The following is a 20,020-nucleotide window of genomic DNA, read 5'->3' on the forward strand; positions in this document are numbered from 1 at the left end:
TTTATTATCCTTCCTTTACTATTCTCAGAATAATATCTTTATTATATTCAACAGTTTCGCTCTTATACACTTTTCTCAAAAAATCTATTTTATCCTCTGTATTATATTTTGAAAAAGATTTGATTGCATAAGAACGAACCTGTGGCTTGTTATCTTTACATCCTTGTTTTAAATACGGAATAAATTCTTCATCATATATTTTACCCATACTGGAAAATGCCATTCTTTTAATATTACCATTATAGCTAAATGATAATTTTTTAAGGTAATCGTTGAATTTTTCAAGTTTTAACTCGCCAATTATCCATACAACCATAGACAAATCTTCTGCATTGTTTTTTTCATGATTTAAAAAAACTGAAATTTCATTTACGAGTTCTTTTTTAAAATCAAAAGTTATATTTTGAAGAAAATTGATTCTGTCTGCCTTTTCCATGAGTAACAGCTTTTTAAGCGTAGTATTGTTTTGAGGCTGCAGCTTTATATTTAAGCTTAAACTGAGCTTTGCATCAATAATATGCTGCCTTACTTGATTTTCATCAATTTCAAGTATCTTAGATATTTCAGAAATATTTTTTCCGGCCTTATATAATTTATATGATTCTTCCTGATAGTTCAAATTATCAGTCTCCTTATATTAAAATATATTCATTATATTTTCTGATATCATCCTGGGTCAACTTTAAGGTTATGCTTATTCCATTTTCTTGGTATTCAGTTGCTACATTTGAATATTTATCGTGAATTTCATTTATAAGATTGCCTTCATTATATGGAATGAGCAAAGTTTTTTCTTCTATATCTGGTATTATTGTTTCTTCTATCATATCTAATAATCTTTTTATATCGTCAGGATTATTTGCCGATATGTTAATGCTCTTTACCTCAGCGCTGCCTACAACAAAATCGCCAGATAGCAAATCTATTTTATTATTTACAATTATCTTTGCTTTGTCGGCGCATCCTATTTCTTTTAGCACATCTTCTGTAGTCTCTCTTTGCAGTTCATAATTCTTATCCGATGCATCAAGAATATGAAGCACCAGGTCTGCAAACAATGCTTCTTCAAGTGTGGATTTGAAAGCTTTTACAAGAGAGTGAGGAAGTCTTGAAACAAATCCAACTGTATCTATAACTAAAAAATCATTTCCATTTGTAAACTTGGCTTTTCGAAGTGATGTGTCGAGTGTAGCAAAGAGCATATCTTTAACAAAAACTTCTTTTTCTGGATCATGTAGTTCATTTCGCTTTATTATTTCATTTGTAATTGTTGATTTGCCTGCATTTGTGTACCCAACTAAGGCAACGATCGGTAAATTGGATTTCATTCTCTGGCTTCTTTGAACATCCCTGTTTTTAACTATTTCAGCAAGTTCTTTTTCTATTTCCAGTATTCTTGCATTTATGTGTCTTTTGTCTGTCTCAAGTTTTTTTTCACCAGGTCCTCTTCCGCCTATGCCGCCTCCCATTCTAGAGAGTTTTCCACCTATCCCAGCCAGCCTTGGGAGTCTGTATTTTAACTGAGCCAGCTCAACTTGAAGCTTTCCGTCTTTAGTGATAGCACGGTTAGCGAATATTTCCTGTATTAGCATGGTTCTGTCAATAACGTCTACATCTAAGGCATTCTCCAGGTTTCTTATCTGAGAACCTGATAGTTCATGGTTGAATATTACGAGATTTACATTCATATTCTCTGAATATGTTTTAATCTCTTCTACTTTACCTTTTCCTATAAAATATGTTACGTCTACGCTTTGCTTGTTTTGGACCATATTTCCTAAGACTTCAACATTCGCGGCCAAAGCAAGTTCATTAAATTCAGTCATTGACGCTTCAATATCTTCAATATAATCCTTGCTTTTTTTGTCTGCAATGTTGAGTGTCACCAGTATAGCCTTGTAATCTATCTTTTCTGTTGTTTTTTCCATAATTATTCCTTAATCTAAATAGTCTTTCAATTTTTTAGATCTGCTCGGATGTCTAAGTTTCCTGAGAGCTTTAGCTTCAATCTGTCTTATTCTCTCTCTGGTTACTTCAAACTCTTTTCCTACTTCTTCAAGAGTTCTCGCTCTTCCGTCTTCCAAACCAAATCTTAACCTTAAAACTTTTTGTTCTCTCTCATTAAGAGAAGTTAACACCTCATCAAGCTGTTCTTTGAGAAGTGAATATGCTGCAGCCTCTGCGGGCGCAGGTGCATCTTCATCTGGTATAAAATCTCCAAGATGACTGTCTTCTTCTTCTCCGATTGGAGTTTCCAAAGAAACGGGTTCTTGTGAAATTTTTTGAATTTCTCTTACTTTCTCAACTGGCATATCCATTTTCTTTGCAAGTTCTTCTGGACTTGGATCTCTTCCCAGCTCTTGCATCAATTGTCTGGAAATCCTTACAAGTTTATTTATTGTTTCGACCATATGAACCGGAATCCTAATAGTCCTCGCCTGGTCAGCTATTGCTCTTGTTATAGCCTGCCTGATCCACCATGTCGCATAAGTTGAAAATTTAAATCCTTTTTTATAATCAAATTTGTCAACTGCTTTAATAAGTCCAAGATTACCTTCTTGAATCAAATCAAGAAATAGCATTCCCCTTCCAACATATCTTTTTGCTATAGAAACTACAAGTCTTAGGTTAGCCTCAACAAGTAAAGACTTTACTGAATCATCACCTTCATCCATTCTTTGAGCAAGACTTGACTCTTCTTCTGGGGAAAGCAGAGGTATTCTTCCTATTTCCTTAAGATACATCCTGACTGGATCATCTATAGACACTCCTTTTGGTGCAGACAAATCTAAAGCCTCTGCTTTGACTTCTTCGGCTATTACATTTTCTTTCTCATAGTCTATATCTTCAATCAAATCCAGCTGATTCTCTTTGTTCTCCTCATCTACTACCTCTATACCCAGTTGACTAAGGGTCTCATAGGTATTTTCAATTACATCTTTATCCATATCAAACGTGGATAGAGCTTCAGTAATTTCTGAAAAAGTAAGTGTTCCTGTTTCTTTTCCTTTTTCAAGCAAATTTTTGATCGTTGTAGCTTCAGAAGCCCTGTTTTCATTATTTTCCATCAATACTCTCCTAATTAGTAGTTACTTTAAGTTTATTTATTAATTTTTTTGTTATTCAGATTTATTATATGTTGTCCTATAGTTAAAGCCAGGTCTAAAGTAGACTCATCTATCGATTCCAAAAGTCTAAGCTGTATTTCTTCAAATTTATTTATCTGTTTGTCCAGCGATATATTTCTCATGTTTTTTTTCAAAATATACATTTCTTCAGACTCTATCTTTGAATAATACTCTTTTAAGTGATCAGTTTCCTTTGAATTCTTGTGGAATATATTAGCATAAATCATCCGGTTTTCTCTTGTACTGAAATCATTGATTGAAAAATACTCTAACTCTATATTACCCATTATTATATTAGCTAAAATCATTTTTTCTTTTTTATCTATTTCAAACTCGTCAAAATACATTACCTTATTTAAGTCGGAACGAGATGGTTTTCTCTCAATCTCATCATTTTTGCTAAACTGTTTAATGCTGAAATACTTTCCAAATATGTCCTGGCCAATAGCTTTAATAGAGTATCCACTCTCAGTTGCAAGAAAGTAAATTGCATTTTCTACAAAGATATGACTGGAATTATATTTATTTAAATATTTTTTAATAAATTCTACGGATTCTTTTAAAAAATCTATCTTTTGTGATTCCAGGTCTGTTTTATATTTATTTTTTATGTTTTTAATATTAAAAATCAAATAGTCATCAGCTTTATCAAGTAGTTTTTCAAATGAAACATTTCCAAATTTAGAAAGAAATTCATCTGGATCTTTCGCCTCTAATATAGACACTACCTTGACTTCCAGGCCTTCTTGTAAAGCTATTTCCAGCGCTCTCAGGCTCGCCTGAATCCCAGCATTGTCTGAATCATATATTATATATAGTTTATCTGCTGTTTTCTTAATCAATTTTGCCTGCTCTATAGTAAGAGAGGTTCCCAGTGATGCAACCGTATTTTTATATCCAAACTGATGCATCTTTATTACATCCATATACCCTTCTACAAGAAATATACTTTTGTTTATCAAATTTTTCTTTGCAATATGGAACCCATAAAGATTGTCTTTTTTTAAAAATATTTTTGTCTCAGGCGAATTTAGATATTTGGGACCATAATCATCCATCTGCCTTCCCCCAAAAGCAATTACTTTATTTCTTGAATCAAAAATAGGAAACATTATTCTATTTCGGAATCTTGAATATATCTTTTCGTTTTTTTGTACAAACACCCCACTTCCAATTAAACTTTCTGTTGGAAATGTCTTTTTTAGCATGTTTAATAAGTCAAAGCTGTTATCTGCGTAGCCTATTCCAAATTCTTTTATCATTTCCGGAAGTATGCCTCTGTTTTTCAGATAATCTATTGCAGTAGGTGTGTTTATAAGATTTTTATAAAAAAACCGTGCTGATTCAGTATTTATTTCTTTTAACTCGGCATTGGCCTTTTCATAAGTCGAATAACCTTCCTTATTGTTTTGTGGCAATTCAATGTTTAACTTTTCAGCAAGAATCTTTAATGCTTCTATAAAGTCCACATTCTCAATTTCTTCTATAAATTTTATTACATCTCCACTCTTCCCGCATCCAAAACATTTGAAAATTTGTTTATTTTCACTTACAACAAAAGATGGAGTATTTTCATTATGAAATGGACAACATGATTTGTAATTTGAACCATTGTTTTTAAGATCTACATAATTAGAAATTATATCCACTATGTTAGCTTTATCCTTTACTTCATTAATAAAGTTATTATCTATACTCATTTTCTCTCCATTCATTGCCTCAACTATACAATTCTACAACAGCAGGGATTTTCCTTCTGAATTTACAAAAAAAATAAAAATTTAAAGGAAAGCCTTTAAATTTTTTTCATAAGTTGTTTGAAATCAGAAAAATCTATAGTCTGTTCTTTATCTGAAAGAGCTTCTTCTGGTTTTTTATGAACTTCTACAATTATTCCATCAGCACCTGCCGCCAGCGATGCACATGACATGGGTATAACGAGGTCTCTAATCCCAGTTCCATGGCTTGGGTCGGCAATCACAGTAAGTCCTGTTTCTTTTTTTATAATTGGAATTGCAGCTATATCCATTGTATTGCGTGTATAATCATTAAATGTTCTAATTCCTCTTTCACACATTATGATGTCAGAGTTTCCTGATTCGTATATATATTCTGCCGCTCTTATCCATTCATATATGGTTGCTGCCATTCCTCTTTTAAGGAGTACTGGTTTCCCATATTTTCCTGCTTCTCGCAAAAGCGTAAAATTTTGCATGTTTCTTGAACCTATTTGAATTATATCACTGACTTGTGCTACACTCTCAAGAGACTCCGTATCTACAGCTTCTGTGACAACTTTTATTCCTACATTTTCTCTGACTCTTTTAAGAATTTGAAGTCCTTCGTATTTTAAACCCTGAAAGTCTCTGTTTGAAGTCCGAGGTTTATAAGCCCCGCCTCTCAATACGGTAGCCCCATTATTTTTAACAAATTCAGCTATTTCTAACAACTGCTCCTCAGACTCTATTGAACATGGTCCAGCAATTATTATCTTATTTTTTTCTTTATTATAAAGATCATCTAATCGATTAATCTTCAATTTTTTAAAATCATTTTTAATCATAATTTTTATATTCCCTGCACTTATTCAAGTGCCAATAACTCAGATTTCACTACGCCATTTAATACTTTCAAATTTTCTATAAGTGTATCGATGTCTGTCTCCATCTTTGATATTTCTATTGTTATAGATACATTTGCAATTTTATTTATTGGCAAATCCTGATTTATTGTCAAAATGTTTACATTGTTATTTGAAAGATGTTTTAAAATTGAAGACAAGGTTCCTCTTTCATCCTTAAGAAGAAAAGATAATATTGCCTTGTTACCAACCATACCTTCTGAAAGCCCAAATACATAATCCTTATATTTATAAAATGTGCTTCTTGAGATATCTACTTTTTTAACTGCCTCTGATATCCCTTTTACACTGTTGGTCCTTAGCAGTTCTTTTGCGGTTAAAACTTTTTCAAAAACATCCGGTAAAACACTGCTGTCAATTACTAAAAATTTCTTCAACTGGAAATCCCCCATTCAATTTATTTACATTTATCATTTCTATTTTTTTATCTCTTGTCATGCGCTTTATCTGTCCTTCTCTTTTTAAGGCCTCACTCATAGAAGAAAACTCTTCTGAGTAAACAAGTTTTACAGGAATTCTGCCACGTGTATACTTAGCACCCTTTGCGCAGTTGTGCGCGCCAATCCTTTGGTTTAAATCCACCGTATAGCCTGTGTATAGTGTGTCATCCGCACATTTAACTATATATATATAATGCTTTTTATTTTGTCCCATTAGGTAAATATTCTCACTTTAATTATCCTGTTTTTAGATACAAGTTCTACAATGAATTTATAATTATAATAGTTTACAATCTCTCCATTTTTAGGAAGTCTTCCCAGAACACCTATGATAAATCCCCCAAAAGACTCAAACTCTTCAGATTCAAACGTTGTCCCTATAAGGTCGTTAAGTTCATCTAATTTTATATTACCATTTACTACATACTCATCTTCTTTTATTACTTCTATATCACTCTCGATGCTTTCATCGAATTCATCATTTATTTCACCAAATATACTTTCAATAATATCTTCCATAGTCACCAGACCCGCAACCCCACCATACTCATCTAAAACTATAGCTATATGGTTTCTGTCGCCTTTCATCTGTTTAAAGAAATCAGAAATTTTAATGAATTCAAAAGTCATAAGAGGATCTCTCATATAATCTTCAACTTTAAAATTGAGTGAAAAGTCTTTTTCTGATATGTTGCTGAAAAAAAGGTCTTTCGCATATAACATGCCCGAGATATTATCAATAGTATCATCATATACTGGCAATCTCGAGAACTTCTTGGTATTGAAAATTTCCAGAACTTCATCATAACTTGCATCTTTGGATATAGCCAGTACGTCCATTCTTTGGATCATTAAATCACCTACCCGCAGATCTCCAAATTCAAAGATGTTATATATCATGTCTTTTTCTTCTTTTTCAAGTATACCTTCTTTGCTTGATACATCTACAATTGTCTTTAACTCTTCGTGAGTAATAAATGGTTTTTTATCATCCGGAGTACCACCTAAAAGCTTGATGATACGATTTGTCAATTTAGTAAGAACATATAGCAGAGGCGAAAATATTACCGAAAGAAAGTTTATAATAGGTGCAACTAGTAATGCGAATTTTTCAGGGTACTGCATAGCAAGACTTTTCGGAGTTATTTCTCCAAATATAAGTATCAACACTGTCATAGATATAGTTGCAAGCCCTACCCCCCTGGTTCCAAAAATAGAAATCGCCAATACCGTAGCAACTGCTGATGCACCAGTATTGACCGCGTTATTACCCAGAAGAATGGCTCCCAGCATTTTATTAGGTGTGTTTAGCATTTTCTCTATTGTATCTGCATTTTTAACTTTAGATTCCACCATATGTCTTAACCGTATTTTACTTAAAGACATAAGCGATGTTTCTGAGGCTGAAAAAAAACCCGAAACAAATATCAATATAATAAGCAAGATTAGTTGCATATATGTATTTACTTCCATACTTTCTCCTTAATTTAATAATAGAATTTATTTGTAAATATTTCTTCACTGAATTAAATTATACAACAGAATCAAACAAATTGCACTATAAAGCAATATTAAAATTGTAAATTTTTCATATGATTGATATAATGTCAATGGAGGTAATAATTATGAAAACACTTATTTTTGGACACAAGAACCCAGATACAGATTCAGTCTGCAGCGCTATAGCATATTCTCACTTAAAAAATTCAATGAATGAAAATACCGAGCCCAGAGTTCTTGGAGAAATTAAGAACGAAGCTAAATACGTATTAGACTATTTTAAATTACCCTACCCTGAAATTTTAGATAATGTAAAGTCTCAGCTAAAAGACGCTCCCTATCATAGATCCCTGCCTGTAGACGAACACAACTCCTACCTTAAGGCTTTTAAAACTATGGATCTAAATGCTTTGAATACCATAGCCATAACAGACAAAAACAACTATCTAACTGGAATTCTAAGCATAAAAGATATAGCTATGGAACTCATTAAAGGTGATTTTAAAAACCTTAATTCAGTCTTTAATAATATAGTAGTACAAATCGATGCAAAAATCCTTGTTTGTGCAGGTCTTAATGAATCATCTCCTGTTATAGGTAATATTTCCGTTGCCGCAGACTATTATAAGTCTTTAAATGACACTTACAATGAAAATGACATTGTAATCACAGGTGATGTGTTCCCACTAATTGAAAAGCTACTTGAATATAATGTAAGGCTTGTGATAATATGTAGTGAAACATTAATTCCCGATGAAATTATAAATATAGCTGACAAAAAAAACATAGCCATAATTCAGACCAATAAAGATACTTATGCTGTGAGTAAGATAATACAGCAATGTAATTCCGTAAAAAATATAATGAAAAACAATGATATAGTAAAGCTGAGCATAAATGATTATATTACTGATGTCAAAGAGGAAATTTCCAACACTAATTATAGAAATTATCCTATTGTAGATTCGGATGGTAAATATCTTGGATTTATTGACAGAAAGTCGTTATCTGCTACTTCTAGAAAAAAAGTGATACTCGTGGACCATAACGAGGAAAATCAAAGTGTATACGGACTTAATGAAGCTAGCGTTTTGGAAATTATAGATCATCACAAACTTGGAGGGCTGACATCTATCGAGCCCATACACTTTTTGAATTATCCAGTTGGTTCCACATGCACCATAGTGTTTCAACAATTCGAATTTAACAAAATAAGTATACCTGCAGATATAGCGGGAATACTCATAAGTGGTATATTATCTGATACACTTTCATTTAAGTCACCTACATGTACACATCATGATATTGTGGCAGTCAAGGAATTAAATAAAATAGCAAAACTTAATATAGAAGAACATTTTTCAAATATGTACAAAGCCGCCTGTTCGACAGAAAATCTTACAATAGAAGAACTACTCTACACCGATTCAAAAGAATTTACAAATGTAAATGAAAAGTTCAGAATTTCACAGTTCTTTACGTCAGACCTGACTTTTATGGAAAATAATAAATTAGAAATCCTAAAAAAACTCAAAAGTGAATCCTCTGATAATAATTACTTTATATTCTTGCTCACAATAACTGATATAATAAATGAAGGTTCTTTTTTATATTATTTCTGCAAAGATCATAATTTTATATCAAGAGCATTTGACTGTAATGATACACAAGGTACTTTCGTTGAAAATATTGTTTCTAGAAAGAAACAAATTATTCCACAGATAATATCTGAACTTAACAGTAAGATGTAATAGGAGCTATTTATGCTAAAAATTTATAAGACAATTAATGATGCCACAAAAGAGATCAGCACACTCGATGATGGGGTATGGATTAACATGATTAATCCTACTCAGGAAGAACTTGCAAATATAAGACTGCGATATAATATAGAAGAGAGCCACCTTAAAGCAGCACTTGACGATGAAGAAAGCCCACGTATAGATGTAGAAGACGAAAGTACTCTCTTTATAATAGACGTTCCTATACCATTTGAAGACGTCACTCTTCAAGGATCAAGAATATATGGTACCGTTCCTATAGGAATAATTATTTCAGCACATGCCATAATAACCGTGTCCACAATAGAGGTAAAGCTTCTCAATGATTTTATAAAAATGAGAGTCAAAGGATTTCATACTGGAAAAAAGACTCGAATAATCCTTCAGATGATGTACAAAAATGCGACTTATTATCTATTTTATCTTAAACAAATCGACAGACTAAGTGAATCTATGCAAAAAGAGTTGCATAAATCCATGAAAAATGAAGAACTGCTCCAGCTTCTTTCTCTTGAAAAATCTCTAGTATACTTTACTACCTCACTTAAATCAAATGAAATTGTATTTGAAAAAATGATGAGGCTGGATGTCATTAAACAGTATTCAGATGACAAAGATCTTCTTGAGGATGTAATAATTGAGAATAAGCAGGCCATAGATATGTCACAGACCTACAGTAATATACTAAATGGAACCATGGCCGTTGTCGGATCTGTCATATCTAACAATCTTAACATAGTTATGAAAGTTCTTACCTCTCTAACTATAATACTTGCTATACCTACCATAGTAGCCAGTTTTATGGGCATGAATGTGCCTGTACCAATGGCAGGAAATCCAGCTGGATTTTTAATAATCATATTGATAACTATAGTAATTACAGCTGCCTTTACCTTGTTTATGCTTAAGAAAAAACTTTTTTGAAATTATAAAATTAAAAGCTGTGTAAGATACCCTCTAAAGGAATTCATACACAGCTTTTTTGTTTTTACATATTTTTCAATAGTCCTTCTATTATACGGATAGAGTTGTCTACTGCCAGAGGAACAAATTTTTGAAAATCTACACTTGCTCCTGTATTTGCATTATCTGATATAGATCTTATGACTATAAAAGGGACATTGTTCTGATGCGACACTTGCGCTATACTTCCGCCTTCCATTTCTACGGCTGCTGCACTAAAAGTTTCATCCAACCATTTAACTTTATTGTTATCCGCAATAAATTGGTCTCCAGTCGCTATTATTCCTACCATAGTCTTGTTTGATTCGCTCTTTAATTCAACATTTTTAGCAATATTTATCATTGCCTGGTCGCATTTGAAATCTAATACATCCATCCTTGGAATTTGACCATGTTTTTCTCCAAAAGCTGTACAATCTACATCATGCTGTACAAGTGAGCTCGCTATTACAACATCTCCTGGATTGGCATCTAGACTTACGCCGCCTGCCACTCCGACGTTTATTATTTTATCAACATCAAACATGTCTACCAGTATCTGCGTACAGATTGCAGCATTAACTTTGCCTATACCACTCACTACTACTACTGCATCATGTCCCCATAATTGTCCTTCAAAAAATTCCATGCCAGCCTTATTCATAGTATCTTCGACTTTCATTATTTTTTTAAGACTTTCTACCTCTTCTGACATTGCTCCTATTATACCTATCACCATCTTAATTTTCCCCCTGATTTTCAACACTTACTTTTCTTATAATATAATTTTCTTTTACTTCATATCCAAAATCAATCCATACCTGTTCTTTTGGCCTTGGGGCTACGTCCATACTCTCCATATTTTCATTATAAATAGCCTTTACTGTCGTATATATAGTCTCACAGTCAGGGCCAATTATTTCAACCTTATCTCCAAGGAAAATTCTGTTTCTTACATCGATTTTAGCCATATTTTTATCAGTATCATACAAAGTTACCAGACCCATAAAATCATAATTTCTTATATATGAACTAGTTCCGTAATTCTGAGATTCTCCATCTGGTTTATCAAGATAAAAACCGCTCGTGAAATCTCTATAGCTGGCCTTTTTTACCTCTTCCATCCAAGAAGGATCGGATTTATAGTTATCCGGATTTTTATAGTACTCGTCTATTGCCATTCTATAGGCCCTTACTACTGTTGCCACATAATAAGGTGTCTTTACCCTGCCTTCTATTTTAAAACTGCTTACGCCTGCTTCTATGAGCTCTTTTACATACTCAATCATGCACAGGTCTTTGGAGTTAAAGAAATACGTACCTCTTTCATCTTCTTCGATTGGAAAATATTCGCCAGGTCTCTTTTCTTCTACAAGTGAGTATTTCCATCTGCATGGATGCGCACATGATCCTCTGTTTGCATCTCTTCCCGTCATATAGTTGCTCATAAGACAGCGCCCTGAATATGAAATGCACATTGCTCCATGTACAAATGATTCTATATCCATATCTTCTGGTATTTCATCACGTATTTTTTTTATTTCTTCAAAAGATAACTCTCTTGCTGTAACAACTCTTTTTACACCTTGTCTGTACCAAAAATTCGCACTGTTAAAGTTTGTATTATTCGCCTGCGTGCTCAGATGAATTTCCATATCAGGAACTGTATCTTTTGCTATCATAAGGACACCTGGATCGGCCACAATAATTGCATCTATTCCTATTTCTTCAAGGTATTTAAGGTAATTTTCCAAACCTTCAAAATCATCGTTGTGAGGTATGATATTACAAGTTACATATATTTTTTTATTATTTTTCTTTACAAAATCTACAGCCTCTTTCATTTGCTCTTCAGTGAAATTCTTTGATGCCGTTCTAAGCCCAAAATTTTCACCCGCAATATAGACTGCATCTGCTCCATATAGTATGGCCATTTTCAATTTTTCTAAATCACCTGCTGGAGCTAATAACTCAATTTTATTCATTGCAAATCCTTTCATATTTAAATGTGATATATTGAAAATATAATTATCTTTTATAGGTTATTGCCAATCCATCACCAATTGGTACTAAAGTTGTATAAAACGACTCATTTTCAGTCGTAAGGTAATCCAGATATTGGTTCATTCTTCTATATATGGTCCTTTGTCTTCGTTCTACTGAACAAATTTCCGGTTCACAGACCATAGCTTTGTGAAAAATATTATCAGATATTATTATGCCTCCAGATCTTACTTTTTCAAATATCATATCAAAGAATAGCCTGTATTGGCCTTTTGCTGCATCTATAAATACCAGATCATATAAACCATTTTCAATTATAGCTCCTGCCTCAAGGACATCCACATTAATAATATCTATTTCATCCTGGAAACCAGCTCTTTTAACATATTCGATTGCTTTCAAATATCTTTTTTCATTTCTCTCTATTGTGGTTATCTTACAGTTTCCTTTTAATTCTGTACATATCATTATAGATGAGTATCCTATGGCTGTCCCAAATTCGAGTATATTATAAGGTTTGTTTATATGCACAATTGTTTTCAAAAGAGCCAGTGTATCTCTGGTAACTATAGGTACTACATTTTCTTTTGCGTACAATTCCATCTCTTCTTGAATATTAGAAACTGCATGAGTTCTCTCAGTTATATATTTCTCTACTTTGTCATTTGTAATATTACTCATTTTATTCCTTCCACTTTAATTTCCGAGATATTTGGCTTTATTTTTTAGATGCTCTTCGTACGTTTCACTATATACCTGTTCTCCGCTTCCATCATTTTTTGCAAGAAAATACAGATATTGTGTATCTGCAGGCTGAAGCACAGCCATAATAGCTTTTTCGCCAGGAGAGGCTATGGCAGTTTTGGGAAGTCCCTTGTACATGTAGGTATTGTATGGGGAATCTATACTTATGTCTTCATAAGATAGAATCGGTTTTCTTTCTCCTAAAATGTACTGTACTGTTGCACAAGACTGAAGTGACATGTCTATATCAAGTCTTTTGATAAAAACAGATGCAACAAGAGGCATCTCTTCTTCTATCGCCGCTTCTCTTTCGACTATAGATGCCAGTATTATAACTTGATTTACGCTCATACCTGTAGATTCTATATTTGAAGCTATATTTTTTTTATAAATAATATCAAATTGGGAAAGCATCTTGTCTGCAATTTCTTCAGAAGGCGTATTTTCTTTAAAATGATACGTTCTTGGGAATAAATAGCCTTCTAAAGTTGTTATATTTTCATCTTTTAAAAATTCATATTTATCTCTGAATATGTCCGGGTCATTAACAACCCTCATAAAATCGGCACCACTTCCAATACCGGCTTCCTCTATTTTTCTCGATATTTGAATAGCCTCATATCCTTCTGGAACGGTTAGTTTTTTCCCTTGATAATTATCACCGTCAATAAATTTTTGCAGTATTTCACTTGCTTTCATTGATTTCGTTATTATATATTCACCAGCTTGTATATTGGTTTTGTCATTTTCTGTCGCATATTTTTTAAGTGCTTTGGCATTTTTAATATATCCATATTCTTCCAACTCACTCGCAACTGTAGTTACATTTGTTCCCGATTTTACTTCATATATAATTTCTTCACTGTCATTTGCATCTACAGCCGACAACTTGTCTTCTTGAGAACATCCAGAAATAACTAAAGAAGAAATTAATAAAAGAGAAATTAATATTTTTTTTATCATATTATAGATTCCTTTTCAATGTAATCACTGTACATCATTACGCCAAGTATAGTTTTTGCATCAACAATTTCCTTGCTGTAAATCATTTTTTTCGTTTCTTCAAGGGAAAGCTCTATTATCTCAATATCTTCATCTTCATCAAAATTGGTACTTCCCTTGTCTGTAGCATCCAAAAAGTAAATATGCCCAACTTCATTAGAAAATCCTGGAGTAGTATAAAAATATGTCATATATCTAAGATTTTCTATATCGTATCCAGTTTCTTCTTTAAATTCTCTTACTATTGCATCATCAGGCTTTTCTCCTGGCTCCAATTTTCCTGCTGGAATCTCTAGTATTTCTTTCTCAATCGATTTTCTGAATTGCTTTACCAGAACAAGCTTTTTATACCTGGTCACTCCTACTGCACAAACTGCACCACAGTGATTGACAATCTCTCTGACTGAAGTTTTCCCTTCTGAGATTTCGACTATATCTACCTTTAAAGATACTACCTTACCGTCATATATCTGTTTAGTGCTCAAAGTTTTCTCTTTTGTCATTATTATATACTCCTGTTGTTTTTGGATATCAGTTCTTTTGCATTATCAATTGTGGTTTTTGTAATATTTAGTCCACCTATCATTTTTGCCAGTTCTGTCACTCTCTGATCATAATCTAATTTAGACACTACTGTTTCGGTAGATATGTCTGTATCAAATTTTTCTACAAGATAATGCCTGTCCGCATAGCTGGCAATTTGGGGAAGGTGAGTAATACATAGCACTTGTCTGTGCCTGCTTATTTCTTTAAGTTTATCACCTATGGTTTGTGCTGCAACGCCACTTACTCCCGTGTCAATTTCATCGAAAATAAGAGTTTCAATATCATCTGTTTCTGATATTACATTTTTCAAGGCCAGCATGAATCTGGAGATTTCTCCCCCAGACGCTATTTTGTTTATTGATTTAAGCACATCACCTTTATTAAAATTAACCATAAACTCTATATTATCAGATCCAGCTTCATTATACTGGGTTTCATTAAAATCAATTCTGAATTGTGTATTATTCATTTTCAGCGAACAAAGTTCTTTTATTATTTTTTCTGTTAATTCCAGGCCTATTTGTTTTCTTGAATTTGAAAGTTTCTCAGCTTCTTCGGATAACCTTATTTCGATTATCTTCAGCTCTTTCTTGTATTTTTCAATAAGCTCATCTCTCAGTATTATTTCTTCCAGTCTCTTTGATGATTTGTCTCTAAATTCAATGACCTTCTCATAACTGTTTCCGTATTTCCTGTATAGGGTATTTATTTTGTCTATTCTCTGGTTTAGCTCATCTATCAATGAAGGATCAAACTCAAAACTATTTTTCTTAGACCTTATTTCATTTGCAACATCATCTAATCTATAATAACAGTCTTTAATTACATCGTTCCATTGCTTGATGTCCTTATCAAAGTCTTCAATCTGGTCAAACTTGTTAAGACTGTTTGAAAGTATAGATAAAACAGATTCCGAACTTCCATATATAGAGTCATAACTTGTTGACAATATGCTTTGTATCTTTTCTGTATTCTCGACTTTTTTCAGTTCTTTTGTAAGTTCCTGTTTTTCATCTTTTGATAAGTTTGCAGTTTTAATTTCTTCTATTTCATATTTAATCAAATCAATTTCTCTTTGTAATTTACTGGGCTCTTCATAATTATTAAGCTTAGATATTTTCTTTTTCAAATCAATATATTCATCATAAATATTCTTATAAGAGCGTTTCTTATCATACAGAATTTCTCCGCCAAAGAGATCAAGAAGATTCAGCTGATTATTAGAGTTCATTATTTGTTCGTACTCGTTTTGTCCGTGTATGGTTATTAGCTGAGTTGAAATCTGTTTTAATATAGACTTACTTACGCTTCGGTTGTTTATCCTGCTAAGAGTCTTACCTTCTGCGCTTATTTCTCTTGTTATTATTATCTCTTCTTCAGCATCGTCTATTCCAAGGTCGCAAAGCGACTTTATTATTTCAGAGTTTTTACAGCTGAAAACTGCCTCAATTACTGCCTTGGAGCTTCCATTTCTGACATATGATCTATCACCTTTTTTCCCAAGCGCCATAGACAAAGCATCAATCAGGATAGATTTTCCTGATCCAGTCTCTCCTGTGATGATATTTAATCCCTCTTTAAATTTAATTCTATTTTCATCAATTAACGCAAAGTTTTTTATATAGATTTCATGTAACATAATTACCTCTTAAGTCTATTTATCCAATTTAAAATGTGCACTTTTTACAACATTCTCCGCTTCTTGGTTTGTGTCAGTGATTTCATTCTCCGAGTTATTGCTTAATAACATAAGAAATTCTATATTTCCCTTAGGACCTTTTATTGGTGAGTAATCGAGGCCAGTAAGGTGCAGCCCGATTTCAAGAGCATGGCCTATGCACTTGACTATAGCTTTTAAGTGTTTTTCAGGATCTCTTACAACTCCATTTTTCCCAACTTCTTCTCTGCCTACCTCAAATTGTGGCTTTATTAAAGCTATACATTCAAAATTGTCGTCTCCAAGCTCTTTGATTTTGGGAAGTACAAGTTTGAGAGATATAAAAGAGACATCTATGCTGAAAAACTGAATTTTATCTTCAAGATTTTCTAAAGTAACATTTCTTATATTAGTTCTTTCCATAACTTTTACTCTGCTGTCGTTTCTTAATTTCCAGTCAAGTTGTCCATATCCTACATCAACAGCATAAACCTTTTTTGCTCCATTTTGCAGCATACAGTCTGTAAATCCGCCAGTAGATGACCCAATATCCATGCAGACTTTGTTATCAAGACTTATTTCCAATGAATTCATTACTTTCTCAAGCTTTAACCCACCTCTTGAAACATATGGTATAGCGTCATTTTTAATTCGGATTTCAGCTTCCGTGTCAATCAAAAAGCCGGCTTTGTCAATTACCATGTTGTTCACAAGAACTGTTCCTGCCATGATATTTTTTTTGGCTCTTTCTCTTGAATCAAAAAGACCTCTGTCAACAAGAATTTTATCTATTCTTTCTTTCATTATTATCCTTTCTGATTACAGCATAATAACTGCTATAAGCACTCCCAGTATACCACCAGCTATAACTTCTTTGGGTGTATGACCGATTAGTTCTTTCAATTTTTCTTCTTTAAATGTAAACTTGTGTTCTTGTATATCTGTAAGCATTTGGTTCAAGATTTTAGCCTGTGCCCCAACTGCATATCTCACACCCGCTGCATCATACATTGTAATGCAAGTTACTGCAAAGGCAAGTGCAAATATTGGCGAATTAAATCCTTCAGTTATTCCAACAGCAGTAGTCATACTCGTCACTAAAGATGAGTGAGAACTGGGCATTCCCCCTGAACCTACAAATCTTGAAAAATCAACTTTTTTTGTCGAAATCAAAGTGAATATAACTTTTAAAAGCTGCGCTATAAACCATCCCCAGAAGGTGACTTTTAGAACATCATTGCTAAATATCCCGTTTATTCCCAAGTTTTTTACCTCCTAATTAGTTTTTCCTTAAGACGATGAATCTTGCAAGTTCTTCAAGAAATACACGATTTTTAGAATCGAATATATCTAAAGATTTAATTGCATCTTCAAGACATTCTTGAGCAAGCAGCCTTGCTTTTTCTATACCAAACAATGATACATAGGTTGATTTTTCATTTTCCTTATCACTTCCGGTGTTTTTTCCAAGATCTTTGCTATCTCCTACAACATCAAGTATATCATCAGCTATCTGAAACGCCAGTCCTATATTTTGGGCATACCGCTTTACTGCGTCTATTTCTTTTTCATCTGCTCCGGCAAGATATGCTCCAGCTATAACAGAGGCTTCTATGAGAGCTCCAGTTTTTTTGCTGTGCAGATATCTCAATTCCTCATAAGATATGGTTTTTCCTTCTGACTCAATATCTACAATCTGACCGGCAATCATACCATTTATTCCTGCACATTTTGAAATAACATTCATAGCTTTTATTGAGCCTGCTGAGTTGTTTTTAAGAATTTCATCAGACATTATCTCAAAAGCCGAATTAAGCAGTCCGTCTCCAGAAAGTATTGCAATGGCTTCACCAAAAACTTTGTGATTTGTCGGTTTTCCTCTTCTTAAATCATCATCATCCATAGCTGGAAGATCATCATGAATAAGTGAATATGTGTGAATATATTCCACTGCGCACGCAAAGGCAAGTCCTGATGTATAATTTCCGCCCAGCATTTTCAAAGTCTCGAGTAAAAGCACCGGTCTTATTCTCTTTCCACCCGCCTCAAGGCTGTATATCATCGATTCAAATATTGTTTTTTGGGGTGTTCCGGCTATATGATCTATAAAAGAAATCAAATTTTCTTCAACGTCTTTTTTTGTAGCATTATATTGTTGGGTAAATTTCATTCTTATCTCCTAAATTCATTTATTTAATATTATATCAAAAATTAATGTTATTGTCTTTTTTATTCAATTATTATATTTTCTCCATCTACGGTTTTTATACTTAATTCAAGATTTTTCAGTTCTTCCGAGCATTCATGATATAATTTGATTCCATCTTTATATAATTCGATTGAATCTTCAAGTCCTATATTGCTTTCTTGAAGTTTTTTTATTATGGTATCTAGATTTTTTATTTTTGATTCATATTTAGTTTTCATTATTACCTCCAATTACTTTTGCAGTAACTTTACCATCGTAAAATCTTATGTTTATAATATAGTCTTTTTCAAGTTCTGATGATCTTGTTATGAGTCCGCGACTTTCGCTGTAAACGGTTGTATACCCTCTGTCAAGCAAATTAAGTGGATTAAGCGCGACCAGCTGTTCTCTTCTTGAATTCAAAATCAGATTGCTGGTTTCTATCATTCTGTAAATTTGATTTTGAAGGTCATATCTCATCTTATCAAGTTCTTCTTTATTTCTCATTAATGTAGAGAGTGGATTGTAAATCTCAATAGTGTTTTTAATGTTATATAATTTTTCATAGTTTGATTCAAAGATTCTGCTGGCTTCACGGTTAAGGTGATTTTTCATGTTCTCCAGATCTCTTTTCAAAGTTAGCATTGATGGCACCGCAAGTTCGCCGGCCATTGAAGGTGTTGATGCTCTTAGATCTGACACAAAGTCTGCAATAGTAAAATCATTTTCATGTCCGATTGCCGATACTACAGGAATTTTTGAATTAAAAATTTCATAGGCCAGCTCTTCATTGTTGAAAGTAGAAAGTTCTTCAAAAGAACCTCCGCCTCGGGCTATTATTATAAGATCTGGCATTTCTTTCTTATTAGCGCTGTTGAAATACTTGAGTCCTGATATTACATCCTCATACGCCCTGTCCCCTTGGACAAGAGCCGGGTATAATAAAATCTCCACTTTAGGAAATCTATTGTTTATCACATTATATATATCTCTTATAACTGCCCCTGTAGGAGAAGTTATAACGCCTATCTTTGAAGGGATATATGGTATTTCTTTTTTATGTTTTTGATCAAAAATTCCTTCTTTTTCGAGTTTTAATTTCAGCTCTATAAACCTCTTATACAATTCCCCAATTCCTGTTTTTTCAGTTTTAGAGACTATAATGCTGACATGTGCGTCTCTTTCATAGAAATTCACTTTTCCCTGACATATAATTCTGTCTCCTTCGTTCAATTCCTCCGTGATATAGGCATCAGCAAAGACTATACAGTTTATTTTGCTATTGTCATCTTTGAGCGTGAAGTATATATTCCCTCCAGAGTGAAATTTTAAATTTGATACTTCTCCTTCTACTCTTACACTCTGCGATATTGGATCTGCCTTTATGAAATTAGATATATAGCGGTTAAGCTCACTTATAGTAAGGGTACGCATTCTCATATTATCG

Annotated in this window: 21 protein-coding genes; 2 read left to right on the forward strand and 19 right to left on the reverse strand. The window is 33.0% G+C overall.

Features of this window, described 5'->3' with window-relative positions:
* Positions 1 to 4 precede the first annotated feature (4 nt).
* The 8 genes from G558_RS0100130 to G558_RS0100165 form a co-directional block, all read right to left on the reverse strand.
* Positions 5 to 619 (reverse strand): HEAT repeat domain-containing protein, encoded by a 615-nt coding sequence (locus G558_RS0100130; RefSeq protein ID WP_028828336.1) that lies wholly within the window; start codon positions 617 to 619, stop codon positions 5 to 7.
* A gap of 13 nt (positions 620 to 632) precedes the next feature.
* Positions 633 to 1,928 carry a GTPase HflX gene (gene hflX / locus G558_RS0100135; RefSeq protein ID WP_028828337.1) on the reverse strand — a complete coding sequence of 432 codons (1,296 nt, stop codon included), beginning with the start codon at positions 1,926 to 1,928 and terminating at the stop codon, positions 633 to 635.
* Positions 1,929 to 1,937: 9 nt separating this feature from the next.
* Complete coding sequence (gene rpoD / locus G558_RS0100140) at positions 1,938 to 3,068, reverse strand: RNA polymerase sigma factor RpoD (protein WP_028828338.1); 1,131 nt, start codon at positions 3,066 to 3,068, stop codon at positions 1,938 to 1,940.
* 32 nt (positions 3,069 to 3,100) lie between these two features.
* The gene (gene dnaG, locus G558_RS11950) at positions 3,101 to 4,828 is read right to left on the reverse strand and encodes a DNA primase (RefSeq protein ID WP_051188375.1); all 1,728 of its coding nucleotides are present in this window, start codon (positions 4,826 to 4,828) and stop codon (positions 3,101 to 3,103) included.
* A 95-nt stretch (positions 4,829 to 4,923) separates the two neighbouring features.
* Positions 4,924 to 5,691 (reverse strand): 3-deoxy-7-phosphoheptulonate synthase, encoded by a 768-nt coding sequence (gene aroF / locus G558_RS11955; protein WP_051188376.1) that lies wholly within the window; start codon positions 5,689 to 5,691, stop codon positions 4,924 to 4,926.
* Between the two features lie 20 nt (positions 5,692 to 5,711).
* The gene (locus G558_RS0100155; protein ID WP_028828339.1) at positions 5,712 to 6,146 is read right to left on the reverse strand and encodes an ACT domain-containing protein; all 435 of its coding nucleotides are present in this window, start codon (positions 6,144 to 6,146) and stop codon (positions 5,712 to 5,714) included.
* Positions 6,124 to 6,423 (reverse strand): GIY-YIG nuclease family protein, encoded by a 300-nt coding sequence (locus G558_RS11960; protein ID WP_051188377.1) that lies wholly within the window; start codon positions 6,421 to 6,423, stop codon positions 6,124 to 6,126. Before G558_RS11960 ends, G558_RS0100155 begins: the two co-directional genes overlap by 23 nt.
* Positions 6,423 to 7,682 (reverse strand): HlyC/CorC family transporter, encoded by a 1,260-nt coding sequence (locus G558_RS0100165; RefSeq protein WP_028828340.1) that lies wholly within the window; start codon positions 7,680 to 7,682, stop codon positions 6,423 to 6,425. The genes G558_RS11960 and G558_RS0100165 overlap by 1 nt, the downstream gene beginning before the upstream one ends.
* A gap of 152 nt (positions 7,683 to 7,834) precedes the next feature.
* On the opposite strand from G558_RS0100165, the gene G558_RS0100170 reads away from it, so the two are divergent.
* On the forward strand, positions 7,835 to 9,460 hold the full coding sequence (locus G558_RS0100170; RefSeq protein ID WP_028828341.1) for a putative manganese-dependent inorganic diphosphatase: 1,626 nt from the start codon (positions 7,835 to 7,837) through the stop codon (positions 9,458 to 9,460).
* Positions 9,461 to 9,472: 12 nt separating this feature from the next.
* A complete protein-coding gene (locus G558_RS0100175; protein WP_028828342.1) occupies positions 9,473 to 10,414 on the forward strand; it encodes a magnesium transporter CorA family protein in 942 nt (313 codons plus the stop codon).
* A 64-nt stretch (positions 10,415 to 10,478) separates the two neighbouring features.
* Here G558_RS0100175 and G558_RS0100180 read toward each other — a convergent pair whose 3' ends face one another.
* Genes G558_RS0100180 through xseA form a run of 11 tightly spaced genes read right to left on the reverse strand, consistent with a single transcriptional unit; the run spans position 10,479 to position 20,013 of the window.
* Positions 10,479 to 11,171 carry a 5'-methylthioadenosine/adenosylhomocysteine nucleosidase gene (locus G558_RS0100180; protein WP_028828343.1) on the reverse strand — a complete coding sequence of 231 codons (693 nt, stop codon included), beginning with the start codon at positions 11,169 to 11,171 and terminating at the stop codon, positions 10,479 to 10,481.
* A gap of 1 nt (position 11,172) precedes the next feature.
* Positions 11,173 to 12,417: a peptidase U32 family protein gene (locus tag G558_RS0100185; RefSeq protein ID WP_028828344.1), complete on the reverse strand. Its 1,245-nt coding sequence runs from the start codon at positions 12,415 to 12,417 to the stop codon at positions 11,173 to 11,175.
* 43 nt (positions 12,418 to 12,460) lie between these two features.
* A complete protein-coding gene (locus G558_RS0100190; protein WP_028828345.1) occupies positions 12,461 to 13,117 on the reverse strand; it encodes an O-methyltransferase in 657 nt (218 codons plus the stop codon).
* 15 nt (positions 13,118 to 13,132) lie between these two features.
* Positions 13,133 to 14,143 carry an endolytic transglycosylase MltG gene (mltG, locus tag G558_RS0100195; RefSeq protein ID WP_028828346.1) on the reverse strand — a complete coding sequence of 337 codons (1,011 nt, stop codon included), beginning with the start codon at positions 14,141 to 14,143 and terminating at the stop codon, positions 13,133 to 13,135.
* A complete protein-coding gene (locus G558_RS0100200; RefSeq protein ID WP_028828347.1) occupies positions 14,140 to 14,685 on the reverse strand; it encodes an NUDIX hydrolase in 546 nt (181 codons plus the stop codon). The genes mltG and G558_RS0100200 overlap by 4 nt, the downstream gene beginning before the upstream one ends.
* A 2-nt stretch (positions 14,686 to 14,687) precedes the next feature.
* A complete protein-coding gene (gene recN, locus G558_RS0100205; protein WP_028828348.1) occupies positions 14,688 to 16,367 on the reverse strand; it encodes a DNA repair protein RecN in 1,680 nt (559 codons plus the stop codon).
* Positions 16,368 to 16,382: 15 nt separating this feature from the next.
* Positions 16,383 to 17,189: a TlyA family RNA methyltransferase gene (locus G558_RS0100210; RefSeq protein ID WP_028828349.1), complete on the reverse strand. Its 807-nt coding sequence runs from the start codon at positions 17,187 to 17,189 to the stop codon at positions 16,383 to 16,385.
* 15 nt (positions 17,190 to 17,204) lie between these two features.
* Entirely contained in the window at positions 17,205 to 17,648 is a 444-nt protein-coding gene (locus G558_RS0100215) for a divergent PAP2 family protein (protein ID WP_028828350.1), read from the reverse strand.
* Between the two features lie 16 nt (positions 17,649 to 17,664).
* Positions 17,665 to 18,555 (reverse strand): polyprenyl synthetase family protein, encoded by an 891-nt coding sequence (locus tag G558_RS0100220; protein ID WP_028828351.1) that lies wholly within the window; start codon positions 18,553 to 18,555, stop codon positions 17,665 to 17,667.
* A gap of 59 nt (positions 18,556 to 18,614) precedes the next feature.
* A complete protein-coding gene (xseB, locus tag G558_RS0100225; RefSeq protein WP_028828352.1) occupies positions 18,615 to 18,812 on the reverse strand; it encodes an exodeoxyribonuclease VII small subunit in 198 nt (65 codons plus the stop codon).
* On the reverse strand, positions 18,802 to 20,013 hold the full coding sequence (gene xseA, locus G558_RS0100230; RefSeq protein ID WP_028828353.1) for an exodeoxyribonuclease VII large subunit: 1,212 nt from the start codon (positions 20,011 to 20,013) through the stop codon (positions 18,802 to 18,804). The genes xseB and xseA overlap by 11 nt, the downstream gene beginning before the upstream one ends.
* Positions 20,014 to 20,020 lie beyond the last annotated feature (7 nt).

It is taken from the genome of Proteocatella sphenisci DSM 23131 (assembly GCF_000423525.1).
GTDB classification, from domain to species: domain Bacteria; phylum Bacillota; class Clostridia; order Peptostreptococcales; family Filifactoraceae; genus Proteocatella; species Proteocatella sphenisci.

Bases quoted from the DNA above. Each gene is read 5' to 3' on its own strand.
- hflX (WP_028828337.1), bottom strand. From the start codon at position 1,928: ATGGAAAAAACAACAGAAAAGATAGATTACAAGGCTATACTGGTGACA.
- rpoD (WP_028828338.1), bottom strand. From the start codon at position 3,068: ATGGAAAATAATGAAAACAGGGCTTCTGAAGCTACAACGATCAAAAAT.
- dnaG (WP_051188375.1), bottom strand. From the start codon at position 4,828: ATGAGTATAGATAATAACTTTATTAATGAAGTAAAGGATAAAGCTAAC.
- aroF (WP_051188376.1), bottom strand. From the start codon at position 5,691: ATGATTAAAAATGATTTTAAAAAATTGAAGATTAATCGATTAGATGAT.
- G558_RS11960 (WP_051188377.1), bottom strand. From the start codon at position 6,423: ATGGGACAAAATAAAAAGCATTATATATATATAGTTAAATGTGCGGAT.
- G558_RS0100165 (WP_028828340.1), bottom strand. From the start codon at position 7,682: ATGGAAGTAAATACATATATGCAACTAATCTTGCTTATTATATTGATA.
- G558_RS0100170 (WP_028828341.1), top strand. From the start codon at position 7,835: ATGAAAACACTTATTTTTGGACACAAGAACCCAGATACAGATTCAGTC.
- G558_RS0100175 (WP_028828342.1), top strand. From the start codon at position 9,473: ATGCTAAAAATTTATAAGACAATTAATGATGCCACAAAAGAGATCAGC.
- G558_RS0100180 (WP_028828343.1), bottom strand. From the start codon at position 11,171: ATGGTGATAGGTATAATAGGAGCAATGTCAGAAGAGGTAGAAAGTCTT.
- G558_RS0100185 (WP_028828344.1), bottom strand. From the start codon at position 12,417: ATGAATAAAATTGAGTTATTAGCTCCAGCAGGTGATTTAGAAAAATTG.
- G558_RS0100190 (WP_028828345.1), bottom strand. From the start codon at position 13,117: ATGAGTAATATTACAAATGACAAAGTAGAGAAATATATAACTGAGAGA.
- mltG (WP_028828346.1), bottom strand. From the start codon at position 14,143: ATGATAAAAAAAATATTAATTTCTCTTTTATTAATTTCTTCTTTAGTT.
- G558_RS0100200 (WP_028828347.1), bottom strand. From the start codon at position 14,685: ATGACAAAAGAGAAAACTTTGAGCACTAAACAGATATATGACGGTAAG.
- recN (WP_028828348.1), bottom strand. From the start codon at position 16,367: ATGTTACATGAAATCTATATAAAAAACTTTGCGTTAATTGATGAAAAT.
- G558_RS0100210 (WP_028828349.1), bottom strand. From the start codon at position 17,189: ATGAAAGAAAGAATAGATAAAATTCTTGTTGACAGAGGTCTTTTTGAT.
- G558_RS0100220 (WP_028828351.1), bottom strand. From the start codon at position 18,555: ATGAAATTTACCCAACAATATAATGCTACAAAAAAAGACGTTGAAGAA.
- xseB (WP_028828352.1), bottom strand. From the start codon at position 18,812: ATGAAAACTAAATATGAATCAAAAATAAAAAATCTAGATACCATAATA.
- xseA (WP_028828353.1), bottom strand. From the start codon at position 20,013: ATGAGAATGCGTACCCTTACTATAAGTGAGCTTAACCGCTATATATCT.